Source organism: Pseudomonas persica (assembly GCF_900291015.1).
Lineage (GTDB): Bacteria > Pseudomonadota > Gammaproteobacteria > Pseudomonadales > Pseudomonadaceae > Aquipseudomonas.
In genome coordinates this window covers 1-18,955 of the sequence record NZ_OLKL01000032.1, presented here as the reverse complement: position 1 = coordinate 18,955, position 18,955 = coordinate 1, and the positions used below count along the sequence as shown (strand labels likewise).

Below are 18,955 nucleotides of genomic sequence, written 5' to 3'. Positions count from 1 at the left end.
AAAGTGGCCCCTTGCGATTACGCTGGTCCGCGCAGTTCGACACGATCTCGAAACTGCTCCAGTGCTTCGGGGTTGGCCAGGGCATCGGTGTTTTTCACCGGCAAACCATGCACCACATTGCGAATCGCCAGCTCCACCAGCTTGCCGCTGATGGTACGCGGGATGTCATCGACCTGGGCGATCACCGCCGGTACATGGCGGGGCGTGGTGTACTGGCGGATCACCTGGCGGATATGCTGACGCAGGGGCTCATCCAGTTGCAGGCCGTCACGCAGGCGAACGAACAGCACCACCCGCACATCGCCTTGCCAGTCCTGGCCGATGGCCACGCTTTCCAGCACCTGCTCGACCTTTTCCACCTGACGGTAGATCTCTGCCGTGCCAATGCGCACTCCACCGGGGTTGAGAACCGCATCGGAGCGGCCATGGATCACCAGCCCGCCATCGGCACGCTGCTCGGCATAGTCGCCCTGGGCCCAGACCCCCGGGAACTGGCTGAAGTAGGCGTCGTGGTAACGGCTGCCGTCCGTATCCTTCCAGAACCCCAGCGGCATGGACGGGAAGTTGCGTGTGCACACCAGCTCGCCTTTTTCGCCCTGCACCGGCTGGCCGTGCTCGTTCCACACCTCCACCGCCATGCCCAGGCCCTTGCACTGGATTTCGCCACGGCGCACTGGCAGGGTCGGGTTGCCCAGCACGAAACAGGAGACGATATCGGTGCCGCCGGACATCGACGCCAGGCACAGCTCGGCCTTGATCTTGCGGTACACGTAGTCGTAGCTGTGTGGCGACAACGGCGAGCCGGTGGACAGTAGCAGGCGCAAGCTGGCCAGGCGGTGGCTTGCCGCAGGCTCCAGGCCCGCCTGCTCCAGCGCCGCCAGGTACTTGGCACTGGTCCCGAAGGCCTGGATGCCCTCGGCGTTGATCAGGTCCAGCAGCCGCTCGGGGCCGGGGTGGAAGGGCGAGCCGTCGTACAGCACCAGCGTGGCGCCCACCGCCAGGCCGCTGGCCAGCCAGTTCCACATCATCCAGCCGCAGGTGGTGTAGTAGAACAGCACGTCATCGGCCTTCAGGTCGTTGTGCAGGCCATGCTCCTTCAGATGCTGCAACAACACGCCGCCAGCGCGGTGGACGATGCACTTGGGCACGCCGGTGGTGCCGCTGGAATACAGGATGTACAGCGGGTGGTCGAAGGGCAGCGGGGTGAAGCGGGGCTCGCCGCCGGGCTGAAAGAACTCGTCCCACAGGCTGACGTTGGCGGCCTGGAATTCGTCGGCGCGCGTCCCGCTGCGGGTATGGGGCACCACGATCAGCCGTTGCAGCCCGGGCAGCTGTGCGCACACCTGGTTGACCTTGTCCACCTGGTCGATGGCTTTGCCGGCGTACTGGTAGCCGGCGCAGGCGATCAGCAGTTTCGGCTCGATCTGGCCGAAGCGGTCGATGATGCCGTGGACGCCAAATTCGGGCGAGGAGCTGGACCACACCGCACCGAGGCTGGTGCAGGCAAGCATGGCGACCAGTGTCTGCCAAGTATTGGGCATGACCGCGGCTACCCGGTCGCCGGGGACGATGCCGGCGGCCTTGAAGGCTGTTTGCAGGCCGGCCACCTGGGCGGCCAGCTGGGCATGGGTGAACAGCTGACGTTGGCCGTCTTCGCGCACGGCGACCAGGGCCGGGCGGTCGTCGCGGCGGCGCAGCAGGTGTTCGGCAAAGTTGAGGGTGGCATTGGCGAACCATTGGGCATCGGGCATCTGCGGCCCTTCGCTGAGCACCTGGCTCGGCGGGGTATGCCAGTGAACGTGAAAATAGTCGGCAAGGGTTTGCCAGAAGGCAGGACGCTGCTCGATGCTCCAGCGGTGCAGCGCCTGGTAGTCGTCGAGTTGCAGGTTGTAGCGCAGGTTGACCCGGCGGCGGAAGGCATCCATCCGGCTGGCCTCGATCTGCGCCGTGGAGGGGCGCCAGAGCACATCGTTCATGCCGAACCTCCTGTTGCCTGCAAGGGCCCCATCGCCGGTAAGCCAGCTCCCACAGGAGCCTCACAGATCTTGAGTGCAGCGACCAACCTGTGGAAGCCGGCTTGCCGGCGAGGAAGGCATCATCAAGGCCAAAGGCTTGCGTGTTACTCTACTTTAGCCTTTTGCACGTCCTGCGACGCGCTCCAGACGCGGTAGCGCACTTCGACATCCTTGGGCACATACACCACCACCGGCAGCTTGCTGTTGTAGCGCAGCCTGAAGCCTTCACCGACCACCGGCACGAACGCCTCGGTCTTCTTGCCATCGGGGCAGGCCATCAGTGTGCTGGCCGGGCCGCTGACCTTGTCCAGGCGGTAGTAGCTGTAGCCCCAGCCCTCCAGGGTACGTTCCTCCAGGGTACCGCCCAGGCGCTGCCGATTGCAGTCCACCTTCAGGGTCTTGCCGGCGAGGATCTCCAGCTGATAGGCCGATTCATCAGCCTGGGCCGGCAGGTGGATGACCTGCCGGGTGAAGCCTTTTTCCGCCTCGGGGTAGGGCGCGACGTCCTTCAGGCTGGCTGCCATCGCGGGTGCGGCGGCAGCCAGGGTCAGGGCCAGGATCGCGGTCATCGGGGTTGGGCGCATAGGGCCTCCTTGCAGATAAACGAATGCAAGACCGCCGCCAGGCCCAGGCCGCCCGTCACTGGGCCAACCAGCCACCATCGACGTTCCAGGCGGCACCGCGAACCTGGCTACCGGCCTCGCTGCACAGGAATAGTACCAGCTCACCCAGGTGTCCGGGGGTAACGAAGGCCAGCGACGGCTGTTTTTCTGCCAGCAGATCATGCTGCGCTTGCAGCGGATCGCCACCGTTGGCCGCACGATCGTCGATCTGCTTCTGTACCAGCGGGGTCAGCACCCAGCCAGGGCAGATGGCATTGCAGGTGACGTTGCTGGTGGCGGTTTCCAGGCCCACTACCTTGGTCAGGCCGACCACGCCGTGCTTGGCCGCCACATAGGCCGCCTTGCCGGTCGAGCCGACCAGACCATGCACCGAGGCGATGTTGATGATGCGCCCCCAGTTGCGCGTACGCATGCCGGGCAGGGCCAGGCGCGTACCGTGGAACACCGCCGACAGGTTGAGGGCAATGATCTTGTCCCAGCTTTCCGGCGGGAACTGCTCCACCGGCGCCACATGCTGGATACCGGCGTTGTTGACCAGGATGTCGACGCCACCGAACTCGCGTTCGGCCAGGGCGAACAGCGCGTCGATCTGGGCCACCTCCGACAGGTCGGCCGGGTGATGGGCTACCTTCACTCCGTGCCGGGCGATCTCGGCCAGCGCCGGTGCCGGGTCGCCGAAGCCGTTGAGCACGATGTTGGCGCCTGCGCGGGCCAGCACCTGGGCAATGCCCAGGCCGATGCCGCTGGTGGAACCGGTGACGAGTGCGGTCTTGCCTTTGAGGGTCATGCACAGCTCCTTAGACGATGCCGGTGGTGTAGAACGTGGCGATGATCACGAACACCGCCAGGGTCTTGATCAGGGTAATACCGAAAATGTCCTTGTAGGCCTCGCGGTGGGTCAGCCCGGTTACGGCCAGCAAGGTGATGACCGCGCCGTTGTGCGGCAGGGTGTCCATGCCGCCGCTGGCCATGGCGGCCACCCGGTGCAGCACTTCGAGCGGGATGCTGGCGGCATTGGCGGCGGCGATGAAGCTGTCGCCCATGGCCGCCAGGGCGATGCTCATGCCGCCCGAGGCAGAGCCGGTGATACCGGCCAGCAAGGTCACGGTGATGGCTTCGTTGACCAGCGGGTTGGGGATGCCGCGCAGGGCATCGGCCAATACCAGGAAGCCCGGCAGCGAGGCGATTACCGCGCCAAAACCATACTCCGAGGCGGTGTTCATGGCCGCCAGCAAGGCACCGCCGACGGCGCTTTTGGTGCCTTCGGCCAGACGGGCGCGGATCGCGCCGAAGGCACACACCAGCACCATCAGGATGCCCACCAGCAACGCCGCCTGCACTGCCCAGATGGCGGTGAGCTTGGCCACATCGCTTTGCACCGCGGCGCTCATGCCGGGCAATTGCAGGCTGTGGCTGGGGCCGTACCACTGCGGGATCCAGTGGGTGAACAGCAGGTTCATCACCCCCACCAGCAGCAGCGGCGACAGGGCCAGCCAAGGGTTGGGCAGGGCCAGGTCGGCAGCGGTTTCCGGTTCGTTGCGCAAGTCGCTGCCATAGCCTTCTCCGGCGCGCTGGGCCTTGTTGCGCTGGCGCTGCAGGTAGGCCATGCCGACGCAGAACACGAACAGCGTACCGATCAGGCCCAGCCAGGGCGCGGCCCAGGCGGTGGTGTTGAAGAAGGTGCTGGGAATGATGTTCTGGATCTGCGGGGTGCCGGGCAGGGCATCCATGGTGAACGAGAACGCGCCCAGGGCAATGGTTGCCGGGATCAGGCGCTTGGGGATATTGCTCTGGCGGAACATCTCGGCGGCGAACGGGTAAACCGCGAACACCACCACGAACAGCGAGACGCCGCCGTAGGTGAGCAGGGCGCAGACCAGCACGATCACCAGCATCGCCTGGCGGGTGCCGAGCAGGCGGATGGCGGCGGCAACGATCGAGCGCGAGAAGCCGGACAGCTCGATCAGCTTGCCGAACACCGCGCCCAGCAGGAACACCGGGAAGTAGAGCTTTATGAAGCCGACCATTTTCTCCATGAACACCCCGGTGAACGCGGGGGCCACGGCGGACGGGTCGGTGAGCAGGACGGCGCCGAGGGCGGCGATCGGGGCGAAGAGGATTACGCTGTAGCCGCGATAGGCAGCCAGCATCAGCAGGGCCAGAGCGGCAAGAGCGATGAGCACGGTCATCGGGGTGGGTCTCCTGGGTGAGTCTTGTTTTTATCGGTGAGCAGGAGATAGCGGGAATCGTGCCAGCATATAACTAATTGATTTTAAAGGATTATTTTCTTGTCTCTGAAATTGCTGTCTATATTTAGAGACTGTAGGGGCTGCTTTGCAGCCCATCGCCGGCAAGCCAGCTCCCACAAATGACCCTGTGGGAGTTGGCTTGCCGGCGATCGAGGGCAAAGCCCTCGCAGAGATCTCAAACCAGAAACGTCAGTCTCAAATTGGAGACGAAACCCCCAGCGCCGCCATCTTCTTGTACAAGGTCGACCGGCCCAACCCCAGTGCCTGCGCGGCCTGCGGCACATTTCCCGCATGCTCGGCCAATGCTCCGACAAGCAGCTTGCGCTCAAACTCTTCACACGCCTCACGGTAACTCTGCCGAACAGGTCCAGCCGCCACCGGGCTCAAGGGCCCCAATGCCGCCCGTATATCCGCTACTCCCAGCCGCGGCTGATCCGTCAGCAGCATGGCCCGCTCCAGCACATTGCGCAGCTCGCGAATGTTCCCCGGCCATGCATGCCGCGCCAATAGCTGCTGCGCTTCGGCCTCCAACTCGTACTGGCTGCCCAGTTCGCCCAGGATGGCCTCGCACAGCGCCGGCAGGTCCTCCAACCGTTGCCGCAGTGGCGGCACCTCGATCGGCAGCACATTCAGCCGGTAATACAGGTCGGCGCGGAATGCCCCACGGGCAATGGCGGCCTGCAGGTCGATGGAGGTGGCGGCAATGATGCGCACATCGCTGTGCAGCATCTGGTTCGAGCCTACCGGCTCATACTCCTTTTCTTGCAACACCCGTAGCAGCTTGCTCTGCAGGGCCAGCGGCATGTCGCCGATCTCGTCGAGGAACAGCGTGCCGCCTTCGGCCAGTTGCAGCTTGCCGCTGCGGCCCTTGCGCTCGGCGCCGGTAAAGGCGCCGGGGGCGGTGCCGAAGAATTCGGCTTCCAGCAGTGTCTCGGGGATCGCCGCACTGTTGATGCTGACAAACGCCTTGTGCGCCCGCGCCGACGCCGCATGGATGGCATGGGCCAGCAGTTCCTTGCCGGTACCGGTTTCGCCCAGCAGCAACACCGGCGAATCACTGCTCGCGCCACGCCGGGCGCGGCGTTTGGCCTCCAGGCTGGCGGCGCTGCTGCCGACGAACTGGGCGAAGCTGTACTTGGCCTGGCGGGCGCGCAACTGCGAGCGGGTCGAGGCCAGTTCCTGCTGCATGCTGGAGTAGCGTTTGAGAAGCGGCGACAGGCTGCGCAACTCATCGAACAGGGCAAAGCCGATGGCACCGATCAGCGCGCCCTGGTCGTCGTGGATGGGCAGGCGCATTACCACCAGCGGCTCGTTCGGGGTGTCGAGCATGTCCAGCAGGATCGGCCGGCCATTGCTCACCACCTCGCGCATCAGGCTGCCCGGGATCACCGCCTCGCACGGCTGGCCGATGGCACTGGCGGCGTCGGCCAGGCCAAAGCGCCGGGCGTAGCGCTCGTTCATCCAGACGATGCGCGCCTGGCGGTCGACGATCACCGTGCCTTCGCTGGACTGTTCGATGATTTCGAACAGCGAGCGGATCGCCAGTTGCCGTACCTGGGGGTAGTCCTTGAGGCTGTCGCTGTCGTGCATGGGTAAAAATCCTGAAATCTGTATAAGCAGGTCCGGCCTCTTCGCGGGTAAACCCGCTCCCACAGGTTCACCACAAATCTGGGGGGCTGTGGGGTACCCGCGAAGAGGCCGGGCCTGAAAACCTAGCTTCTGGGGTCGAACGCCTCGCGCAAGGCATCCCCGATGAACACCAGCAGCGACAGGATCACCGCCAGCACAAAAAACGCGGTAAAGCCCAGCCACGGCGCCTCCAGGTGCTGTTTGCCCTGGGTCACCAGCTCACCCAGCGAAGCACTCCCGGCCGGCATGCCGAAACCGAGAAAATCCAGTGCAGTCAGCGTGGTGATCGCCCCGGTCAGCATGAACGGTACATAGGTCAGCGTCGCGTTCATGGCATTGGGCAAGATGTGCCGCAGCATCACCTGGGTGTCTGGCAGCCCCAGCGCCCGGGCGGCCTTCACGTACTCCAGGTTGCGTCCCCGCAGGAACTCGGCGCGCACCACATCGACCAGGCTCAGCCAGGAGAACAGCGCCATGATCCCCAGCAGCCACCAGAAGTCCGGCTCGACAAACCCGCTGAGGATGATCAGCAGGTACAGCACCGGCAACCCCGACCACACCTCCAGCAGGCGCTGGCCGACCAGGTCGACCCAGCCGCCGTGATAGCCTTGCAGGGCACCGGCCGCCAACCCGATCAGCACGCTGACCACGGTCAGGGCGAAGGCGAACAGCAAGGATACCCGCATGCCATACAGCACCCGGGCCAGCACGTCGCGGCCCTGGTCGTCGGTACCCAGCCAGTTGCTTGCGCCAGGCGGGCTGGGGGTGGGCACTTGCAGGTCGTAGTTGGGAGTATCGGCGCTGAACGGGATGGGGGCGAACAGCATCCAGCCACCTTGCTGCTCGATCAGCTGGCGCACATAGGCGCTGCGGTAGTCTGGCTGGAACGGCAGTTGGCCGCCGAACTGCTGCTCGGTGTAGCGCTTGAGCGCCGGCACGTACAGTTCGCCTTTGTAGCCCAGCAGCAGCGGTTTGTCGTTGGCCACCAGCTCGGCACACAGGCTCAGCAGCAGAAGGGCAGCGAACAGCCATAGCGAAACCCAGCCGAGGCGGTTGTGGCGAAAGCGTTGCAGGCGACGACGCGAAATCGGTGAAAGCATCAGCGTGCCCTGGTGTCGAAGTCGATACGCGGGTCGAGCAGGGTGTACGACAGGTCGCCGATCAAGCGGATCAGCAGGCCCGCCAGGGTGAAGATGAACAGCGTGCCGAACACCACCGGGTAATCCCGCGACACGGCCGCTTCGTAACTCATGCGGCCCAGGCCATCGAGCGAGAAGATCACCTCGATCAGCAACGAGCCGGCAAAGAACACCGTGATCAACGCCTGCGGCAACCCGGCCACCACCAGCAGCATGGCATTGCGCAGCACATGGCCATACAGTACCCGGTGCTCGCTCAGGCCCTTGGCGCGGGCGGTTACCACGTATTGCCGGGAAATCTCGTCGAGGAAGGCGTTCCGGGTCAGCAGTGTCAGGGTGGCGAAGCCGCCGATCACCAGGGCGCCGACCGGCAGCACCAGGTGCCAGAAGTAGTCGGCGACCTTGCCCGGCAGGCTGAGTTCGTCGAAGTTGTCCGAGACCAGGCCGCGTACCGGGAACCAGTTGAGCGAGGTGCCGCCGGCGAACAGCACGATCAGCAACAGGGCGAAGAGGAACGAGGGCAGGGCATAGCCGACCACGATCAGCGCGCTGCTCCAGGCATCGAAGCGGCTGCCGTGGCGAACCGCCTTGCGGATGCCCAGCGGGATCGACACCAGGTAGGTGATCAGCGTGGCCCAGAAGCCCAGCGACAGGGTGACCGGCAATTTGTCGAGGATCAGGTCGGTGACCTTGGCGCCGCGGAAGAAGCTGTTGCCGAAGTCCAGCCGGGCATACTGGCCCAGCATCAACCACAGGCGCTCGGGGGCGGACTTGTCGAAGCCGTACTGGCGCTTGATCTCCTCGATCAGTTTCGGGTCCAGGCCACGGCTGGCCCGTGACTCGCCGTGCAGCACCTCGGCCCGGGTGCCGGGAGCGCCGCCGCCGACGCCTTGCAGGCGTGCCACTGCCTGCTCCACCGGGCCACCCGGGGCGGCCTGGACGATGGCGAAGTTGACCAGCAGGATCGCCAGCAGGGTCGGGATGATCAGCAACAGGCGGCGCAGCAGGTAGGTGGTCATGGCGTGGGTTTCCGGCGTTCGGCCATTTGCGCATTGGTCAGCGCGGTGGGGCTGACCTCCCACCAGGTGTCCAGGCCTTCGTCATAGGGCGCCTGGACCTTGGGCAGGCCGAAGCGGTTCCACCAGACGGTGGAACTGCCCGGCGGGTAGTAGTTGGGGATCCAGTAGTAGTTCCATTGCAGCACCCGGTCCAGGGCATGGGCGTGGTGCAGCATGTCGGCCTGGGTGTCGGCGCGCACCAGGCCGTCGATCAGGCGGTCCACGGCGGGGTCCTGCAGCACCATCAGGTTGTTCGACCCGGGGTCGCGGGCCGCGGCCGAGCCAAAGTAGTTGTATAGCTCGGCACCGGGCGACAGGGTGACCGGGTAGCCGGTGACGATCATGTCGTAGTCACGCGCCATCAGGCGGTTGACGTACTGGGCCGAATCGACGTTGCGAATGTCCAGGGTCACGCCAATCTGTGCCAGGTTGCGCTTCCACGGCAGCAGCAGGCGTTCCAGGCCTGCCTGGCCATTGAGAAAAGTGAACGCCAGCGGCGTGCCCTGGCTGTTCACCAGGCGGTCGCCTTCGGGGCGCCAGCCGGCTTGCTCGAGCAGCGCCAGTGCCTGCAGCTGCTGCTTGCGGATGATCCCCGAACCATCGGTGACCGGGGCGGTGAACACGGTGCTGAAGACTTCGTCCGGTATTTTGCCGCGCAACGGTTCGAGCAGCTTCGACTCGCCGGCATCCGGCAGTTGGCGGGCGGCCAGCGGGGTATTGGAGAACACGCTCTGCTGACGGATGTACATATTGCGCATCATCTGCCGGTTGCTCCACTCGTAGTCCCACAGCAGGCCCAGCGCCTGGCGCACGCGACGGTCCTTGAACTGCGGCCGGTCGAGGTTGAACACGAAACCCTGGGCCACCTGCGGCTTGGCCGGGCCCAGGTGGGCGCGCTGCAGGCGGCCATCGTCCAGTTGCGCGCCGTTGTAGCCCAGGGTGTAGGCGGTGGCGGAGAACTCGCGGTTGTAGTCGTAGCCGCCGCCTTTGAGCACCTGCCGCGCCACTTCGGTATCGCCAAAGTACTCGATGCGCAGCTTGGCGAAATTGTAGCGGCCACGGCTGACTGGCAGATCGCGCGCCCACCAGTCGGGGTCGCGTTCGAAGGTGATGCTGCGGCCGTTGTCGATGTGCCCGATACGGTACGGCCCGCTGCCGACCGGCTTGTCGAAGCCGGCGCCGTTGGCGAAATCGCGCTGCTGCCAGTCGTGTTCGGGCAGTACCGGCAAACTGGCGATGTCCAGCGGCAGGGTGCGGCCGTGGTCGGGCTTGAAGTCGAAGCGCACGCTGTGCGGGCTTTCCACGATGACGGCGGCAACATCGGCAAACTGGGTGCGGTACTTCAGGCTGCCCTTGCTCATCAGCAGCTCGAAGGTAAAGCGTACGTCCTCGGCGTGCACCGGCTTGCCATCGGCGAAGGTGGCGCGCGGGTCGATCTCGAAACGCAGCCAGGCATCCTCCGGGCCGCGCTCCATACGTCGGGCGATCAGGCCGTAGACGGTGTAGGGCTCGTCGAATGAACGCATGGCCAGTGGCGCATACAGCAGGCCATCGACCTCGCTGACCCCGATACCCTTGTCGATGTACGGCAGGATATGGTCAAACTGGCCGATCTCAATGGCCGAGCGGCGCAGGATGCCGCCTTTGGGGGCGTCGGGGTTGACGTAGTCGAAATGCTGGAAGTTGGCGTTGTAGCGGGGGGCTTCGTCGTAGACGGTGAGGGCGTGGCTGGGGGCGGCATGAGCGTTGACAGCCAGGCAAAGCAGGAGCAGGCAACGCAGAAACTGTGGGAGCGGGTTTACCCGCGAAGGCGTCCGAGCATGCAGCCTCGTTGCCTGGGCTGACGCATTCGCGGGTAAAGCGCAGCGGCGCACCGCCGCTCCCACAGGGGATTTCATCGGCTGCGAGGACTTAGTCCTGGCGGCTGGTCACTTCCAGCAGGTGGTAGCCGAACTGGGTCTTCACCGGGCCTTGCACGGTGTTGATCGGGGCGCTGAACACCACGGTGTCGAACTCCTTGACCATCTGGCCCGGGCCGAACGCGCCCAGGTCACCGCCCTGGCGGCTGGACGGGCAGGTGGAGTTGGCTTTGGCGATTTCAGCGAAGTCGGCGCCTGCTTCGATCTGCGCTTTCAGTTCGTTGCATTTGTCTTCGCTGCTGACCAGAATGTGGCGGGCGGTTGCACGGGCCATGGGTACTGCTCCTTGGGCTAAAAAGGCAAGCCTAGCGCACTTGTCCGGGGTATGTCTCGCCAGGCTTGCAACCCGCTGCCTACAGTTTTTGCGCCGCCTCACGCAACAGGGTTTCGGTCGAGGCCCAGCCCAGGCAACCGTCGGTGATCGACACGCCGTATTGCAGCGCGCCCTTGCCCAGCGCCTGGCAGCCGTCGAACAGGTGGCCTTCGATCATCACGCCAACGATCGAGCGGTCGCCGGCCAGGCGCTGCTCCAGCACATCGTTGAATACTGCCGGCTGACGCGCCGGGTCCTTGCCGCTGTTGGCATGGCTGCAATCGACCATGATCCGCGCCTGCAGCCCGGCCTTGGCCAGCGCCTGGCGGGCCATGGCGATGCTGTTGGCGTCAAAGTTCGGGCCCTTGTGGCCGCCACGCAGCACCAGGTGGGTGTCCGGGTTGCCCAAGGTTTCGATGATGGCCGGGTAACCCTGCGCATCCATGCCGAAGTGGCGGTGCGGGTGAGCGGCGCTGCGCATGGCGTCGCTGGCGATGGCGATGCCGCCGTCGGTGCCATTCTTGAAGCCGACCGGCAGCTCCAGGCCACTGACCATTTCGCGGTGGATCTGCGACTCGGTGGTGCGCGCGCCAATCGCGGCCCAGGCCAAAAGGTCATCGAAGTAGCCGGCGGCCATGGGCTGCAGCAGTTCAGTGGCAACCGGCAGGCCGCGTTCGATCATGTTGAGCATCAGCCCGCGGGACAGGGCGATGCCGGCGTGCATGTCGTCGCTGCCATCGAGATGCGGGTCGTAGGCCAGGCCTTTCCAGCCGACCGTGGTGCGGGGTTTTTCGACGTAGGCGCGCATCACCAGCAGCAGCTTGTCGTCAACTTTGCGGCTGAGAGCGGCCAGGCGGTCGGCGTATTCCAGGGCCGAGCGCGGGTCGTGGATCGAGCACGGGCCAACGATCACCAGCAGGCGCTGGTCGCGGCCTTCGAGGATGTGGCGGATGGCCTGGCGGTGGGCATGGACTTGCTGGGTCAGTTCGCTGGACAGCGGCATTTGCTGCTTGAGCAGGTGCGGGCTGGGCAGGCGCTGGCTGACGGTGGTGTTGGCCGCTTGTGGCTGGGTCAGGGCGAGGCTGGAAGCTTGCATGGCGCTTTTTTCCCTGGGCGGACGGCGGGTTCTGGCCCGCGTGGTCGGCCCTATCGAGGTGTTCGACAGATCGTTGAATTCGTATTGGCTGCTGCATTGCCACCTGTGGAAGACCGAACGGAGGCGGCAGGCTGGCCCGAACGGAATTGGCTAAATCGCCAGGCGTAGGTGTTTGCGTAGTAATAAGTGGCGTAGTTCATGAATCTGTCCTCAATGTGAATCGGTGTTGTTCAAAGGTCTGAAAAGCAAAACCCCCGGTCGGGAAGCCGACCGGGGGTTTGAGTATTCTCATGTTCGGCGGCCCCTCGAAGGTGGGCGCCGTGTGGGTATCGGCGCCTAGTGGCTAAACCAATACCCGAAGTAATAGCTGGCAGGTGCCACGCAGCCGGCAACGGCCAGCACAGGGCGCAGGGAGCGACCGGTGTGGTTGGCGTGGTTGCGGGTGTGTTTCGGCATGTTGCTCTCCAGTGAATGAGCCCGAGCTTACTTCAGTTCTGCCGGGCCATTCAATGGATAAATGCGATGGGGGCGATCAATTGTTTTTTGTACTGGCTGGTTCAATGGCCATAGCGCCCGACCAGGCTCTGCGCCCCTAACGCATGGCCTTGCAGCAGTTGCAGCAGGCCGCTGCGGTCCAGGCCCTCGGGCAGGGTGGCCAATGGCAGGTCGGTGGCGATCAGCGTCAGTACGTAGTGGTGCGGGTTGTCGCCAGCGGGTGGGCAGGGGCCTCGGTAGCTGAGCGTGCCCCGCGAGTTGCGCCCCACCGTCACGCCTTGCCCGGTCAGCCCGGCGACGCCTTCCTTCAGCCCATCCTGGGCCGGGTCTATGTTGTAGGCGATCCAGTGGACTACGCCAATACCCTTGCCGCCGTCCGGGTCGAACATGATCAGTGCCAGCGACTGGGTGCCTGCGGGGAGGTTGTCCCAGCTCAGTTGCGGGGTGCGCTCTTCGCCAGCACCGCAGGCCGGGTCCGGGCCAACCTGTTGCAAGGCGATCACGCCGCCATCGGTGAACGACGATGAGCTGATCGACAGCGCGCCCTGGCCGCCAGCGACGGCCAAGGTGCTGCACGGCAGCAGGACGGCGAGCAGCCAGGGTTTGAGGTGCATGGTGAATCCTTGGCAAGGCGTTCCGGCGCAGTGTAGCCCAGGCTGGCCTCAATGGCTGTCCTGGTCTTCGGCGGTGCCACCGGTGCGCCCGGCGCCGGAGCCGGTGGCTTCGCCGGTGCTGTTGGAGCCGCCAGCAGCGCCGTCGGCGGCATCGCTGTTGCTGCCGGTGTCGCTGCTGTCGTTGCCTTTGCTGCTGCCAGGGCTGTTGACGCTGCTGTCTTCACCGGCGGTCTTGCCACCGGACGGGGTGGTTTGCTGGCGGCTGTCGGTGGCGGCCAAGCTGGTGCCAGTGACGGTGGCCAGGGCCAGGGCCAGGCACAGTGAGAGTGGGCGAATGCGGATCATGGAACGTCTCCTTTGCGGATGATCTGTCATTCGTTGGGCTGGGGGCGGGGAGCGGGGTGCCGTCTGGGCGACGGGTGGTCATTTTTGCCGGCTGCTGCACAGCCCGATCGAGACGCCAGGCCGCCACAGGGGGGGCGCGAGGCCCCACGAAGCAGGCAATCAGCGGCAGTTGCCCGCTTTGCGATAACCCGCCGCCTGCGCCTCACCTTCGGTGGCGAAGGTGACCTGGTTCTTCGCTGTAACCTGGGCGTAGCCCGGGCAGCCGACGGAAAGGTGATAAACGTGGCTGTTGCGGTTGCCAAGCACCGCCCCCAGCGACTCGGCACTGGCCAGGCTCGGCTTGGCCTCTGGTTTGGCGGCCTTCACCGACACCGCTTGTACCACGCCACTGCCGACTGGCTTGTAGTTGGCCGTCCATTTGCGTTCCCCGGTCACGAAGGGGTTGGCATGTCCCATGATCGCCGCAATGCGCCGCTCACGCTCTTTTTCCCAGGCCGACACCGGGTGCTGTTTGTCCCAGGCCATCAGCAACTGTTGCTGTTGGCGCGACATGCTCAGTTTGTAGCGGTCGTACATGTAGAACGTAGTGCGGGCGACCAGGCCTTTCACTTCGTCACGTGGTTCGGCAGCGCGCTGCACGAAGTCGACCTTGGTGCGGCACTGGCCATATTGCCCGGCATTGCCAGCGACCATGCCGTAGTTGAAATTGCTGCGGTCGCCATTGACCTCACCCACTGCCGGGTACAGGTTGAACAGGTCGGCCTCCATGGCGCGGAACACCGGGTCGTCATCCACGCAATGCTCGCGGCCGCCGTTCTTCCAGCACTGGCGCTGGTTGCCGAAGGTGTAGGCCGGCACGATGTGCTCCCATTCGGTGCGCTCGGCGCGGTTCTGCTGCTTGCGTGTCTGGTAGCCGCACGAGGCGGCATCGATACGCCCGCCGGACTTGCCCACCCAGGTCCATTTGCAGCCGCAGTACAGGTCGCCCATGGCACTACTGGCCTGGTCCATGTACACCTTCTGCTTGGCCATCACCTTGGCCTCGGTAAAGGTCGCTGGCGGGTTGGCCAGGGCGGGGAAGGTGAAGGAAAACAGTAAGAATACGGCGTAAAGCAGTGATTTCATGGGAAAAACATACTTCAGGTAGGGGTGCGCATTGTAATCATTTCTCCGCAGCTGGCCAGCCTGGACGCGCTCCCTGTGAGCGGCCTGCGTACCCTGTGTGGGCTAATTCAATGAGTGATATGCAGTTCTATGAGCGCCCACCCAGCCCTTGGGGCTGCGCTGTCGCGCAGGGAACAAATATCGCTCGCTTGGCGCGTCCATACATAGAAGTAGCATTTGGCCTCAGTGCCCGCCCTTCATCCGCCGCGCCACCAGGTAGATCCCCAGCCCAACCAGCGCTGTCGCCGCGCCGATATACCCTGTGCTGGTCCAGCCCATGCCCGCGGTAATAGCCATGCCACCCAGCCACGGCCCCAGCGCATTGGCCAGGTTGAACGCCGCATGGTTCGACGCCGCCGCCAGGCTTGGCGCTTCATGGGCAATGTCCATCAAGCGGATCTGCAACGGCGCCGCCAGGGCAATCATGCTCCCGACCAGGCCAATGCCCAGCAGCAGGCTCCACAGTGCATGCGCGGCAAAGCTGAAGAACAGCAGCACGGCAACCGACCACACCAGCACCAGCCCCACAGCGCGGAACTGCAAGCGGTCGAACAGCTTGCCGCCGGCGATGTTGCCAACGATGCCACCGACGCCGAACGCCGCCAGGCCGAATGGAATCCACTGCGGCGATACCTGGGTCACTTGCAACATGGTCGGCGCCAGGTAGCTGAACACACAGAACATGCCGGCAAAGCCGATCGAGGCGATGGCCAGCGCCATCCACACTTGCGGCAGGGTGAAGGCTTGCAGTTCCTTGCGCGGGTCGCTGCGCACTTCATCGTGGCGCTGGGGCACATAGCGCCAGACCAGGGCAATGGTGCACAGGGCGATCGCGCCGACCAGCACGAACGCTGAGCGCCAGCCGAAATATTGGCCCAGCAAGGTGGCGACCGGGTTGCCGAGCAACATGGCCAGGGTCAGGCCCATCATCACCCGTGCCACGGCCCCCGCCCGCTGGTCTTTGGCCACCATGCTCGACGCCACCACCGCTGCAATGCCGAAGTAGGCGCCATGGGGCAGGCCGCTGATGAAACGGAAGGCGACCAGGCCGCTGAACGAGGGGGCGAAGGCGGTAGCCAGGTTGCCAACGGCATACAACGCCATCAACAACAGCAGCATGTGCTTGCGCAACAGCCGGGCACCGATAATCGCCAGTGTCGGGGCGCCGACCATCACCCCCAGCGCATAGGCGCTGATGGCATGGCCCACCTGGGGCTCGCTCAATTGCAGGTTGCTGGCGATGTCGGGCATCAGGCCCATGATGGCGAACTCGCCGGTGCCGATGGCAAAGCTGCCCAGCGCCATGGCGGCTTCCATTTTCGCGACGGTGCTTTTGCTAGGGAGCGGAGGTAATTCCTGAACTGACATCTGGATCCTTGTTGAAACATGCTGAAACGTTCAAGCCAGGATCATAGTCAATCCGTGACGGCGACGTCGAGGAAGCTGACCGGCTTCCTTGCACAGCTGTCGGGGGCATATGTGGGCAGCGGGCATGCTCGCGAAAGGGTCGGAACAGGCTGGCCTCAACGCTCCAGGTAGTGGGTCTGCGCGGCAAAATCGATAAAGCGCTTGCTGGCCAGCGAGAGGTACTCCCCCGAGCGCCAGCACAACCTGAAGCTCATCAGCTGCGCTGGCTTGAACGGCACGCCGACGATGCCCGGTGTGCGCTGCTGTACCGAGCGCAGCAGGGTCGCCACGCCCATGTTGTCCAGCGCCGCCTGCACCACCAGTGATACGAAGTTGCTTTGCAGCGCCACCTGGTAAGTGATGCCATGTTCGGCGAAGAACGCGTCCAGCAGGTGGCGCTGTACGAAGGTGCGGTCGAATACCACCATGGCGGTATTGCGCAGGTCCTCGGCCGTAAGGAAGGCCTTGCCGGCATAGGGGTGGTCAGGGTGCATGCAGGCCAGCATCTCGTCGCTGCCGAGCAGGATCGATTCCTTGTCGGGCGGTACGCGCCTGGATTCCAGCAGTGCCAGGTCGATTTCCCGTTGTTCCAGGCGATGGCCAATGTCCTCGGCACTGCCTTCGAACACGGTCATGGCAATGCCCGGGTACAGTTGGCGAAAGGCGTTCATCAAGCCGGGCACATAGTGCAGGCCGAACATCGGCGGGATACCCAGGCGTACTTCGCCGCGCTTCAGGTCGGCCATGTCGCGCAGCTCTTGCCGGGCCACATCCATTTCGCGCAGGGCCGATGCAATACGTGGCAGGAACCGTTTGCCCTCGGCCGTCAGGATGACTTTGCGCGTGGTGCGGTTGAACAGGGTCACGCCCAGTTCCTCTTCAAGACGGGTAACGGCCATGCTCAGTGCCGGCTGGGCGATATGCAGGTGCTGCGCGGCTTTGGTGAAGCTGCCTTGGCGTACGATCTCGACGCAGCAGCGCAATGCCTTGAGGTTCATTGAGGGGGGTACCGTTCATAACAAACTGTGATGCCAAGCATCATAACAATATATTTATTATTATTAACCAGAGGGCCTACGATGCGCGCCACTGAGACATCCTGCAACATCTCAGTCACGCAGCTTAATAAATCTGCAATCCCACGAAGATTTTGAGGTAGTACCCCAAATGGCCAAGGCCGCCGATGTCGTTGTGCAATGCCTGGAAAACGAAGGTGTCGAGTATGTGTTCGGCATTCCTGGTGAGGAAAACCTCGACCTGCTCGAATCCCTGCGCAAGTCGAAGATCAAGCTGGTACTTACCCGTCACGAGCAGTCCGCAGGNGAAAACCTCGACCTGCTCGAATCCCTGCGCAAGTCGAAGATCAAGCTGGTACTTACCCGTCACGAGCAGTCCGCAGGTTTCATGGCTGCCACCTATGGCCGCCTGACCGGCAAGACCGGCGTCAGCCTGTCGACCCTCGGCCCCGGCGCCACCAACCTGGTCACCGCCAGCGCCTACGCCTACCTGGGCGGCATGCCGATGATGATGATCACCGGCCAGAAGCCGATCAAGAAGTCCAAGCAGGGCCGCTTCCAGATCATCGACGTGTGCGGCATGATGGACCCCATCACCAAGTACACCCACCAGTTCGCCTCGGCCGACAACATCCCTGCGCGTATGCGCGAAGCCTTCCGACTGGCTGAAGAAGAAAAGCCGGGTGCCGTGCATCTGGAACTGCCGGAAGACATCGCCGCCGAGCAGACCGACAGCCTGCCGATCCCGCCAAGCCTGCACCGCCGCCCGCTGGCCGAGCACGTGGCGATCGACGCTGCCGTGCAAAAGCTGCAGAACGCGCGTAACCCGATCCTGGTGATCGGCGCCGGCGCCAACCGCAAGATGACCGCCAAGGTCCTCAAGCAACTGATCGACAAGACCGGCATTCCGTTCATCACCACGCAGATGGGTAAAGGTGTGGTCGACGAGCGCCACCCGCGCTTCCTCGGCAACGCCGCACTGTCGTCGGGCGATTTTGTACATCGTGCGGTTGAAGCCGCCGACCTGATCGTCAACATCGGCCACGACGTGATCGAGAAGCCTCCGTTCTTCATGGTCCGTGGCGGCACCGAGGTCATCCACATCAACTTCCGCTCCGCCGAAGTCGATGCCGTGTACTTCCCGCAGGTGGAAGTGATCGGCGACATCGCCAACGCCGTGTGGCAGATCAGCGAAGCGCTGAACGACACTTCGCACTGGGACTTCACCCGCCTGATGGCGATCCGTGAAGCCAACGAAGCGCAGATCGCCGAAGGTGCCGACGACAACCGCTTCCCGGTCTACCCGCAGCGCTTGGTCGCCGACATCCGTCGCGTGCTGCCGTCCGAAGGTATCGTTGCCCTGGACAACGGCATCTACAAGATCTGGTTCGCCCGCAACTACAAGGCGCACAAGCCGAACACCGTGCTGCTGGACAACGCCCTGGCGACCATGGGCGCCGGCCTGCCATCGGCCATGGCCGCGCACCTGGTGCACCCGGACCGTCCGGTGATCTCGGTGTGTGGCGACGGCGGCTTCATGATGAACAGCCAGGAGCTGGAAACCGCAGTACGCCTTGGCATGCACATCACCGTGGTGATCCTGCGTGACGACGGCTACGGCATGATCCGCTGGAAGCAGGCCAACATGGGCTTCACCGATTTCGGCCTGGACTACGGCAACCCGGACTTCGTCAAGTACGCCGAAGCCTACGGTGCCAACGGCCACCGTGTGGAAAGCGCCGAAGGCCTGCTGCCGCTGCTCGAGCACTGCATCAAGACCCCGGGCGTGCACGTGATCGACTGCCCGGTCGATTACAGCGAGAACGACCGCATCCTCAACAGCGAGCTGCGTGAGCGCGCGCTGGCGGTGTAA

At 64.4% G+C, this 18,955-nt stretch carries 16 protein-coding genes; 1 reads left to right on the top strand and 15 read right to left on the bottom strand.

The window, feature by feature from the left end; genetic code table 11:
* Positions 1-17: 17 nt before the first annotated feature.
* The 15 genes from FQ664_RS15350 to FQ664_RS15280 form a co-directional block, all read right to left on the bottom strand.
* Positions 18-1,976 (bottom strand): acetoacetate--CoA ligase, encoded by a 1,959-nt coding sequence (locus FQ664_RS15350; protein ID WP_144173016.1) that lies wholly within the window; start codon positions 1,974-1,976, stop codon positions 18-20.
* Between the two features lie 143 nt (positions 1,977-2,119).
* Positions 2,120-2,599 carry a serine protease inhibitor ecotin gene (gene eco / locus FQ664_RS15345; protein WP_144173015.1) on the bottom strand — a complete coding sequence of 160 codons (480 nt, stop codon included), beginning with the start codon at positions 2,597-2,599 and terminating at the stop codon, positions 2,120-2,122.
* A 55-nt stretch (positions 2,600-2,654) separates the two neighbouring features.
* On the bottom strand, positions 2,655-3,425 hold the full coding sequence (gene hbdH, locus FQ664_RS15340) for a 3-hydroxybutyrate dehydrogenase (RefSeq protein WP_144173013.1): 771 nt from the start codon (positions 3,423-3,425) through the stop codon (positions 2,655-2,657).
* Positions 3,426-3,435: 10 nt separating this feature from the next.
* Positions 3,436-4,827, bottom strand: coding sequence for a GntP family permease (locus FQ664_RS15335; RefSeq protein WP_144173011.1), 1,392 nt, complete (start codon positions 4,825-4,827; stop codon positions 3,436-3,438).
* 255 nt (positions 4,828-5,082) lie between these two features.
* On the bottom strand, positions 5,083-6,477 hold the full coding sequence (locus FQ664_RS15330; protein WP_144173009.1) for a sigma-54 interaction domain-containing protein: 1,395 nt from the start codon (positions 6,475-6,477) through the stop codon (positions 5,083-5,085).
* Positions 6,478-6,599: 122 nt separating this feature from the next.
* Positions 6,600-7,616 (bottom strand): ABC transporter permease, encoded by a 1,017-nt coding sequence (locus tag FQ664_RS15325; RefSeq protein WP_144173007.1) that lies wholly within the window; start codon positions 7,614-7,616, stop codon positions 6,600-6,602.
* Positions 7,616-8,674, bottom strand: a complete 1,059-nt coding sequence (locus FQ664_RS15320; protein WP_144173005.1) for a microcin C ABC transporter permease YejB — start codon at positions 8,672-8,674, stop codon at positions 7,616-7,618. The genes FQ664_RS15325 and FQ664_RS15320 overlap by 1 nt, the downstream gene beginning before the upstream one ends.
* Positions 8,671-10,611 (bottom strand): extracellular solute-binding protein, encoded by a 1,941-nt coding sequence (locus tag FQ664_RS15315; RefSeq protein ID WP_474707145.1) that lies wholly within the window; start codon positions 10,609-10,611, stop codon positions 8,671-8,673. The genes FQ664_RS15320 and FQ664_RS15315 overlap by 4 nt, the downstream gene beginning before the upstream one ends.
* 13 nt (positions 10,612-10,624) lie before the next feature.
* Entirely contained in the window at positions 10,625-10,906 is a 282-nt protein-coding gene (locus FQ664_RS15310; protein ID WP_144173004.1) for a peptidylprolyl isomerase, read from the bottom strand.
* A gap of 79 nt (positions 10,907-10,985) precedes the next feature.
* Positions 10,986-12,041 carry a 3-deoxy-7-phosphoheptulonate synthase gene (locus tag FQ664_RS15305; RefSeq protein WP_144173003.1) on the bottom strand — a complete coding sequence of 352 codons (1,056 nt, stop codon included), beginning with the start codon at positions 12,039-12,041 and terminating at the stop codon, positions 10,986-10,988.
* A gap of 557 nt (positions 12,042-12,598) precedes the next feature.
* The gene (locus tag FQ664_RS15300; protein WP_144173002.1) at positions 12,599-13,150 is read right to left on the bottom strand and encodes a YbhB/YbcL family Raf kinase inhibitor-like protein; all 552 of its coding nucleotides are present in this window, start codon (positions 13,148-13,150) and stop codon (positions 12,599-12,601) included.
* 48 nt (positions 13,151-13,198) lie between these two features.
* A complete protein-coding gene (locus FQ664_RS15295; RefSeq protein ID WP_144173001.1) occupies positions 13,199-13,495 on the bottom strand; it encodes a hypothetical protein in 297 nt (98 codons plus the stop codon).
* A gap of 159 nt (positions 13,496-13,654) precedes the next feature.
* A complete protein-coding gene (locus tag FQ664_RS15290) occupies positions 13,655-14,620 on the bottom strand; it encodes an endonuclease (RefSeq protein ID WP_144172999.1) in 966 nt (321 codons plus the stop codon).
* Between the two features lie 222 nt (positions 14,621-14,842).
* Positions 14,843-16,027 carry an MFS transporter gene (locus tag FQ664_RS15285; RefSeq protein WP_144172998.1) on the bottom strand — a complete coding sequence of 395 codons (1,185 nt, stop codon included), beginning with the start codon at positions 16,025-16,027 and terminating at the stop codon, positions 14,843-14,845.
* A 155-nt stretch (positions 16,028-16,182) separates the two neighbouring features.
* Positions 16,183-17,064 carry a LysR family transcriptional regulator gene (locus FQ664_RS15280; protein WP_144172997.1) on the bottom strand — a complete coding sequence of 294 codons (882 nt, stop codon included), beginning with the start codon at positions 17,062-17,064 and terminating at the stop codon, positions 16,183-16,185.
* 169 nt (positions 17,065-17,233) lie between these two features.
* Here FQ664_RS15280 and FQ664_RS15275 point away from each other — a divergent pair, with 169 nt between their 5' ends.
* Positions 17,234-18,955 (top strand): acetolactate synthase large subunit, encoded by a 1,722-nt coding sequence (locus FQ664_RS15275; RefSeq protein WP_144172996.1) that lies wholly within the window; start codon positions 17,234-17,236, stop codon positions 18,953-18,955.

Excerpts from the sequence above, each read along its gene's own strand:
- FQ664_RS15350 (WP_144173016.1), bottom strand. The coding sequence starts at position 1,976 with ATGAACGATGTGCTCTGGCGCCCCTCCACGGCGCAGATCGAGGCCAGC.
- eco (WP_144173015.1), bottom strand. The coding sequence starts at position 2,599 with ATGCGCCCAACCCCGATGACCGCGATCCTGGCCCTGACCCTGGCTGCC.
- hbdH (WP_144173013.1), bottom strand. The coding sequence starts at position 3,425 with ATGACCCTCAAAGGCAAGACCGCACTCGTCACCGGTTCCACCAGCGGC.
- FQ664_RS15335 (WP_144173011.1), bottom strand. The coding sequence starts at position 4,827 with ATGACCGTGCTCATCGCTCTTGCCGCTCTGGCCCTGCTGATGCTGGCT.
- FQ664_RS15330 (WP_144173009.1), bottom strand. The coding sequence starts at position 6,477 with ATGCACGACAGCGACAGCCTCAAGGACTACCCCCAGGTACGGCAACTG.
- FQ664_RS15325 (WP_144173007.1), bottom strand. The coding sequence starts at position 7,616 with ATGCTTTCACCGATTTCGCGTCGTCGCCTGCAACGCTTTCGCCACAAC.
- FQ664_RS15320 (WP_144173005.1), bottom strand. The coding sequence starts at position 8,674 with ATGACCACCTACCTGCTGCGCCGCCTGTTGCTGATCATCCCGACCCTG.
- FQ664_RS15315 (WP_474707145.1), bottom strand. The coding sequence starts at position 10,611 with ATGAAATCCCCTGTGGGAGCGGCGGTGCGCCGCTGCGCTTTACCCGCG.
- FQ664_RS15310 (WP_144173004.1), bottom strand. The coding sequence starts at position 10,906 with ATGGCCCGTGCAACCGCCCGCCACATTCTGGTCAGCAGCGAAGACAAA.
- FQ664_RS15305 (WP_144173003.1), bottom strand. The coding sequence starts at position 12,041 with ATGCAAGCTTCCAGCCTCGCCCTGACCCAGCCACAAGCGGCCAACACC.
- FQ664_RS15300 (WP_144173002.1), bottom strand. The coding sequence starts at position 13,150 with ATGCACCTCAAACCCTGGCTGCTCGCCGTCCTGCTGCCGTGCAGCACC.
- FQ664_RS15295 (WP_144173001.1), bottom strand. The coding sequence starts at position 13,495 with ATGATCCGCATTCGCCCACTCTCACTGTGCCTGGCCCTGGCCCTGGCC.
- FQ664_RS15290 (WP_144172999.1), bottom strand. The coding sequence starts at position 14,620 with ATGAAATCACTGCTTTACGCCGTATTCTTACTGTTTTCCTTCACCTTC.
- FQ664_RS15285 (WP_144172998.1), bottom strand. The coding sequence starts at position 16,027 with ATGTCAGTTCAGGAATTACCTCCGCTCCCTAGCAAAAGCACCGTCGCG.
- FQ664_RS15280 (WP_144172997.1), bottom strand. The coding sequence starts at position 17,064 with ATGAACCTCAAGGCATTGCGCTGCTGCGTCGAGATCGTACGCCAAGGC.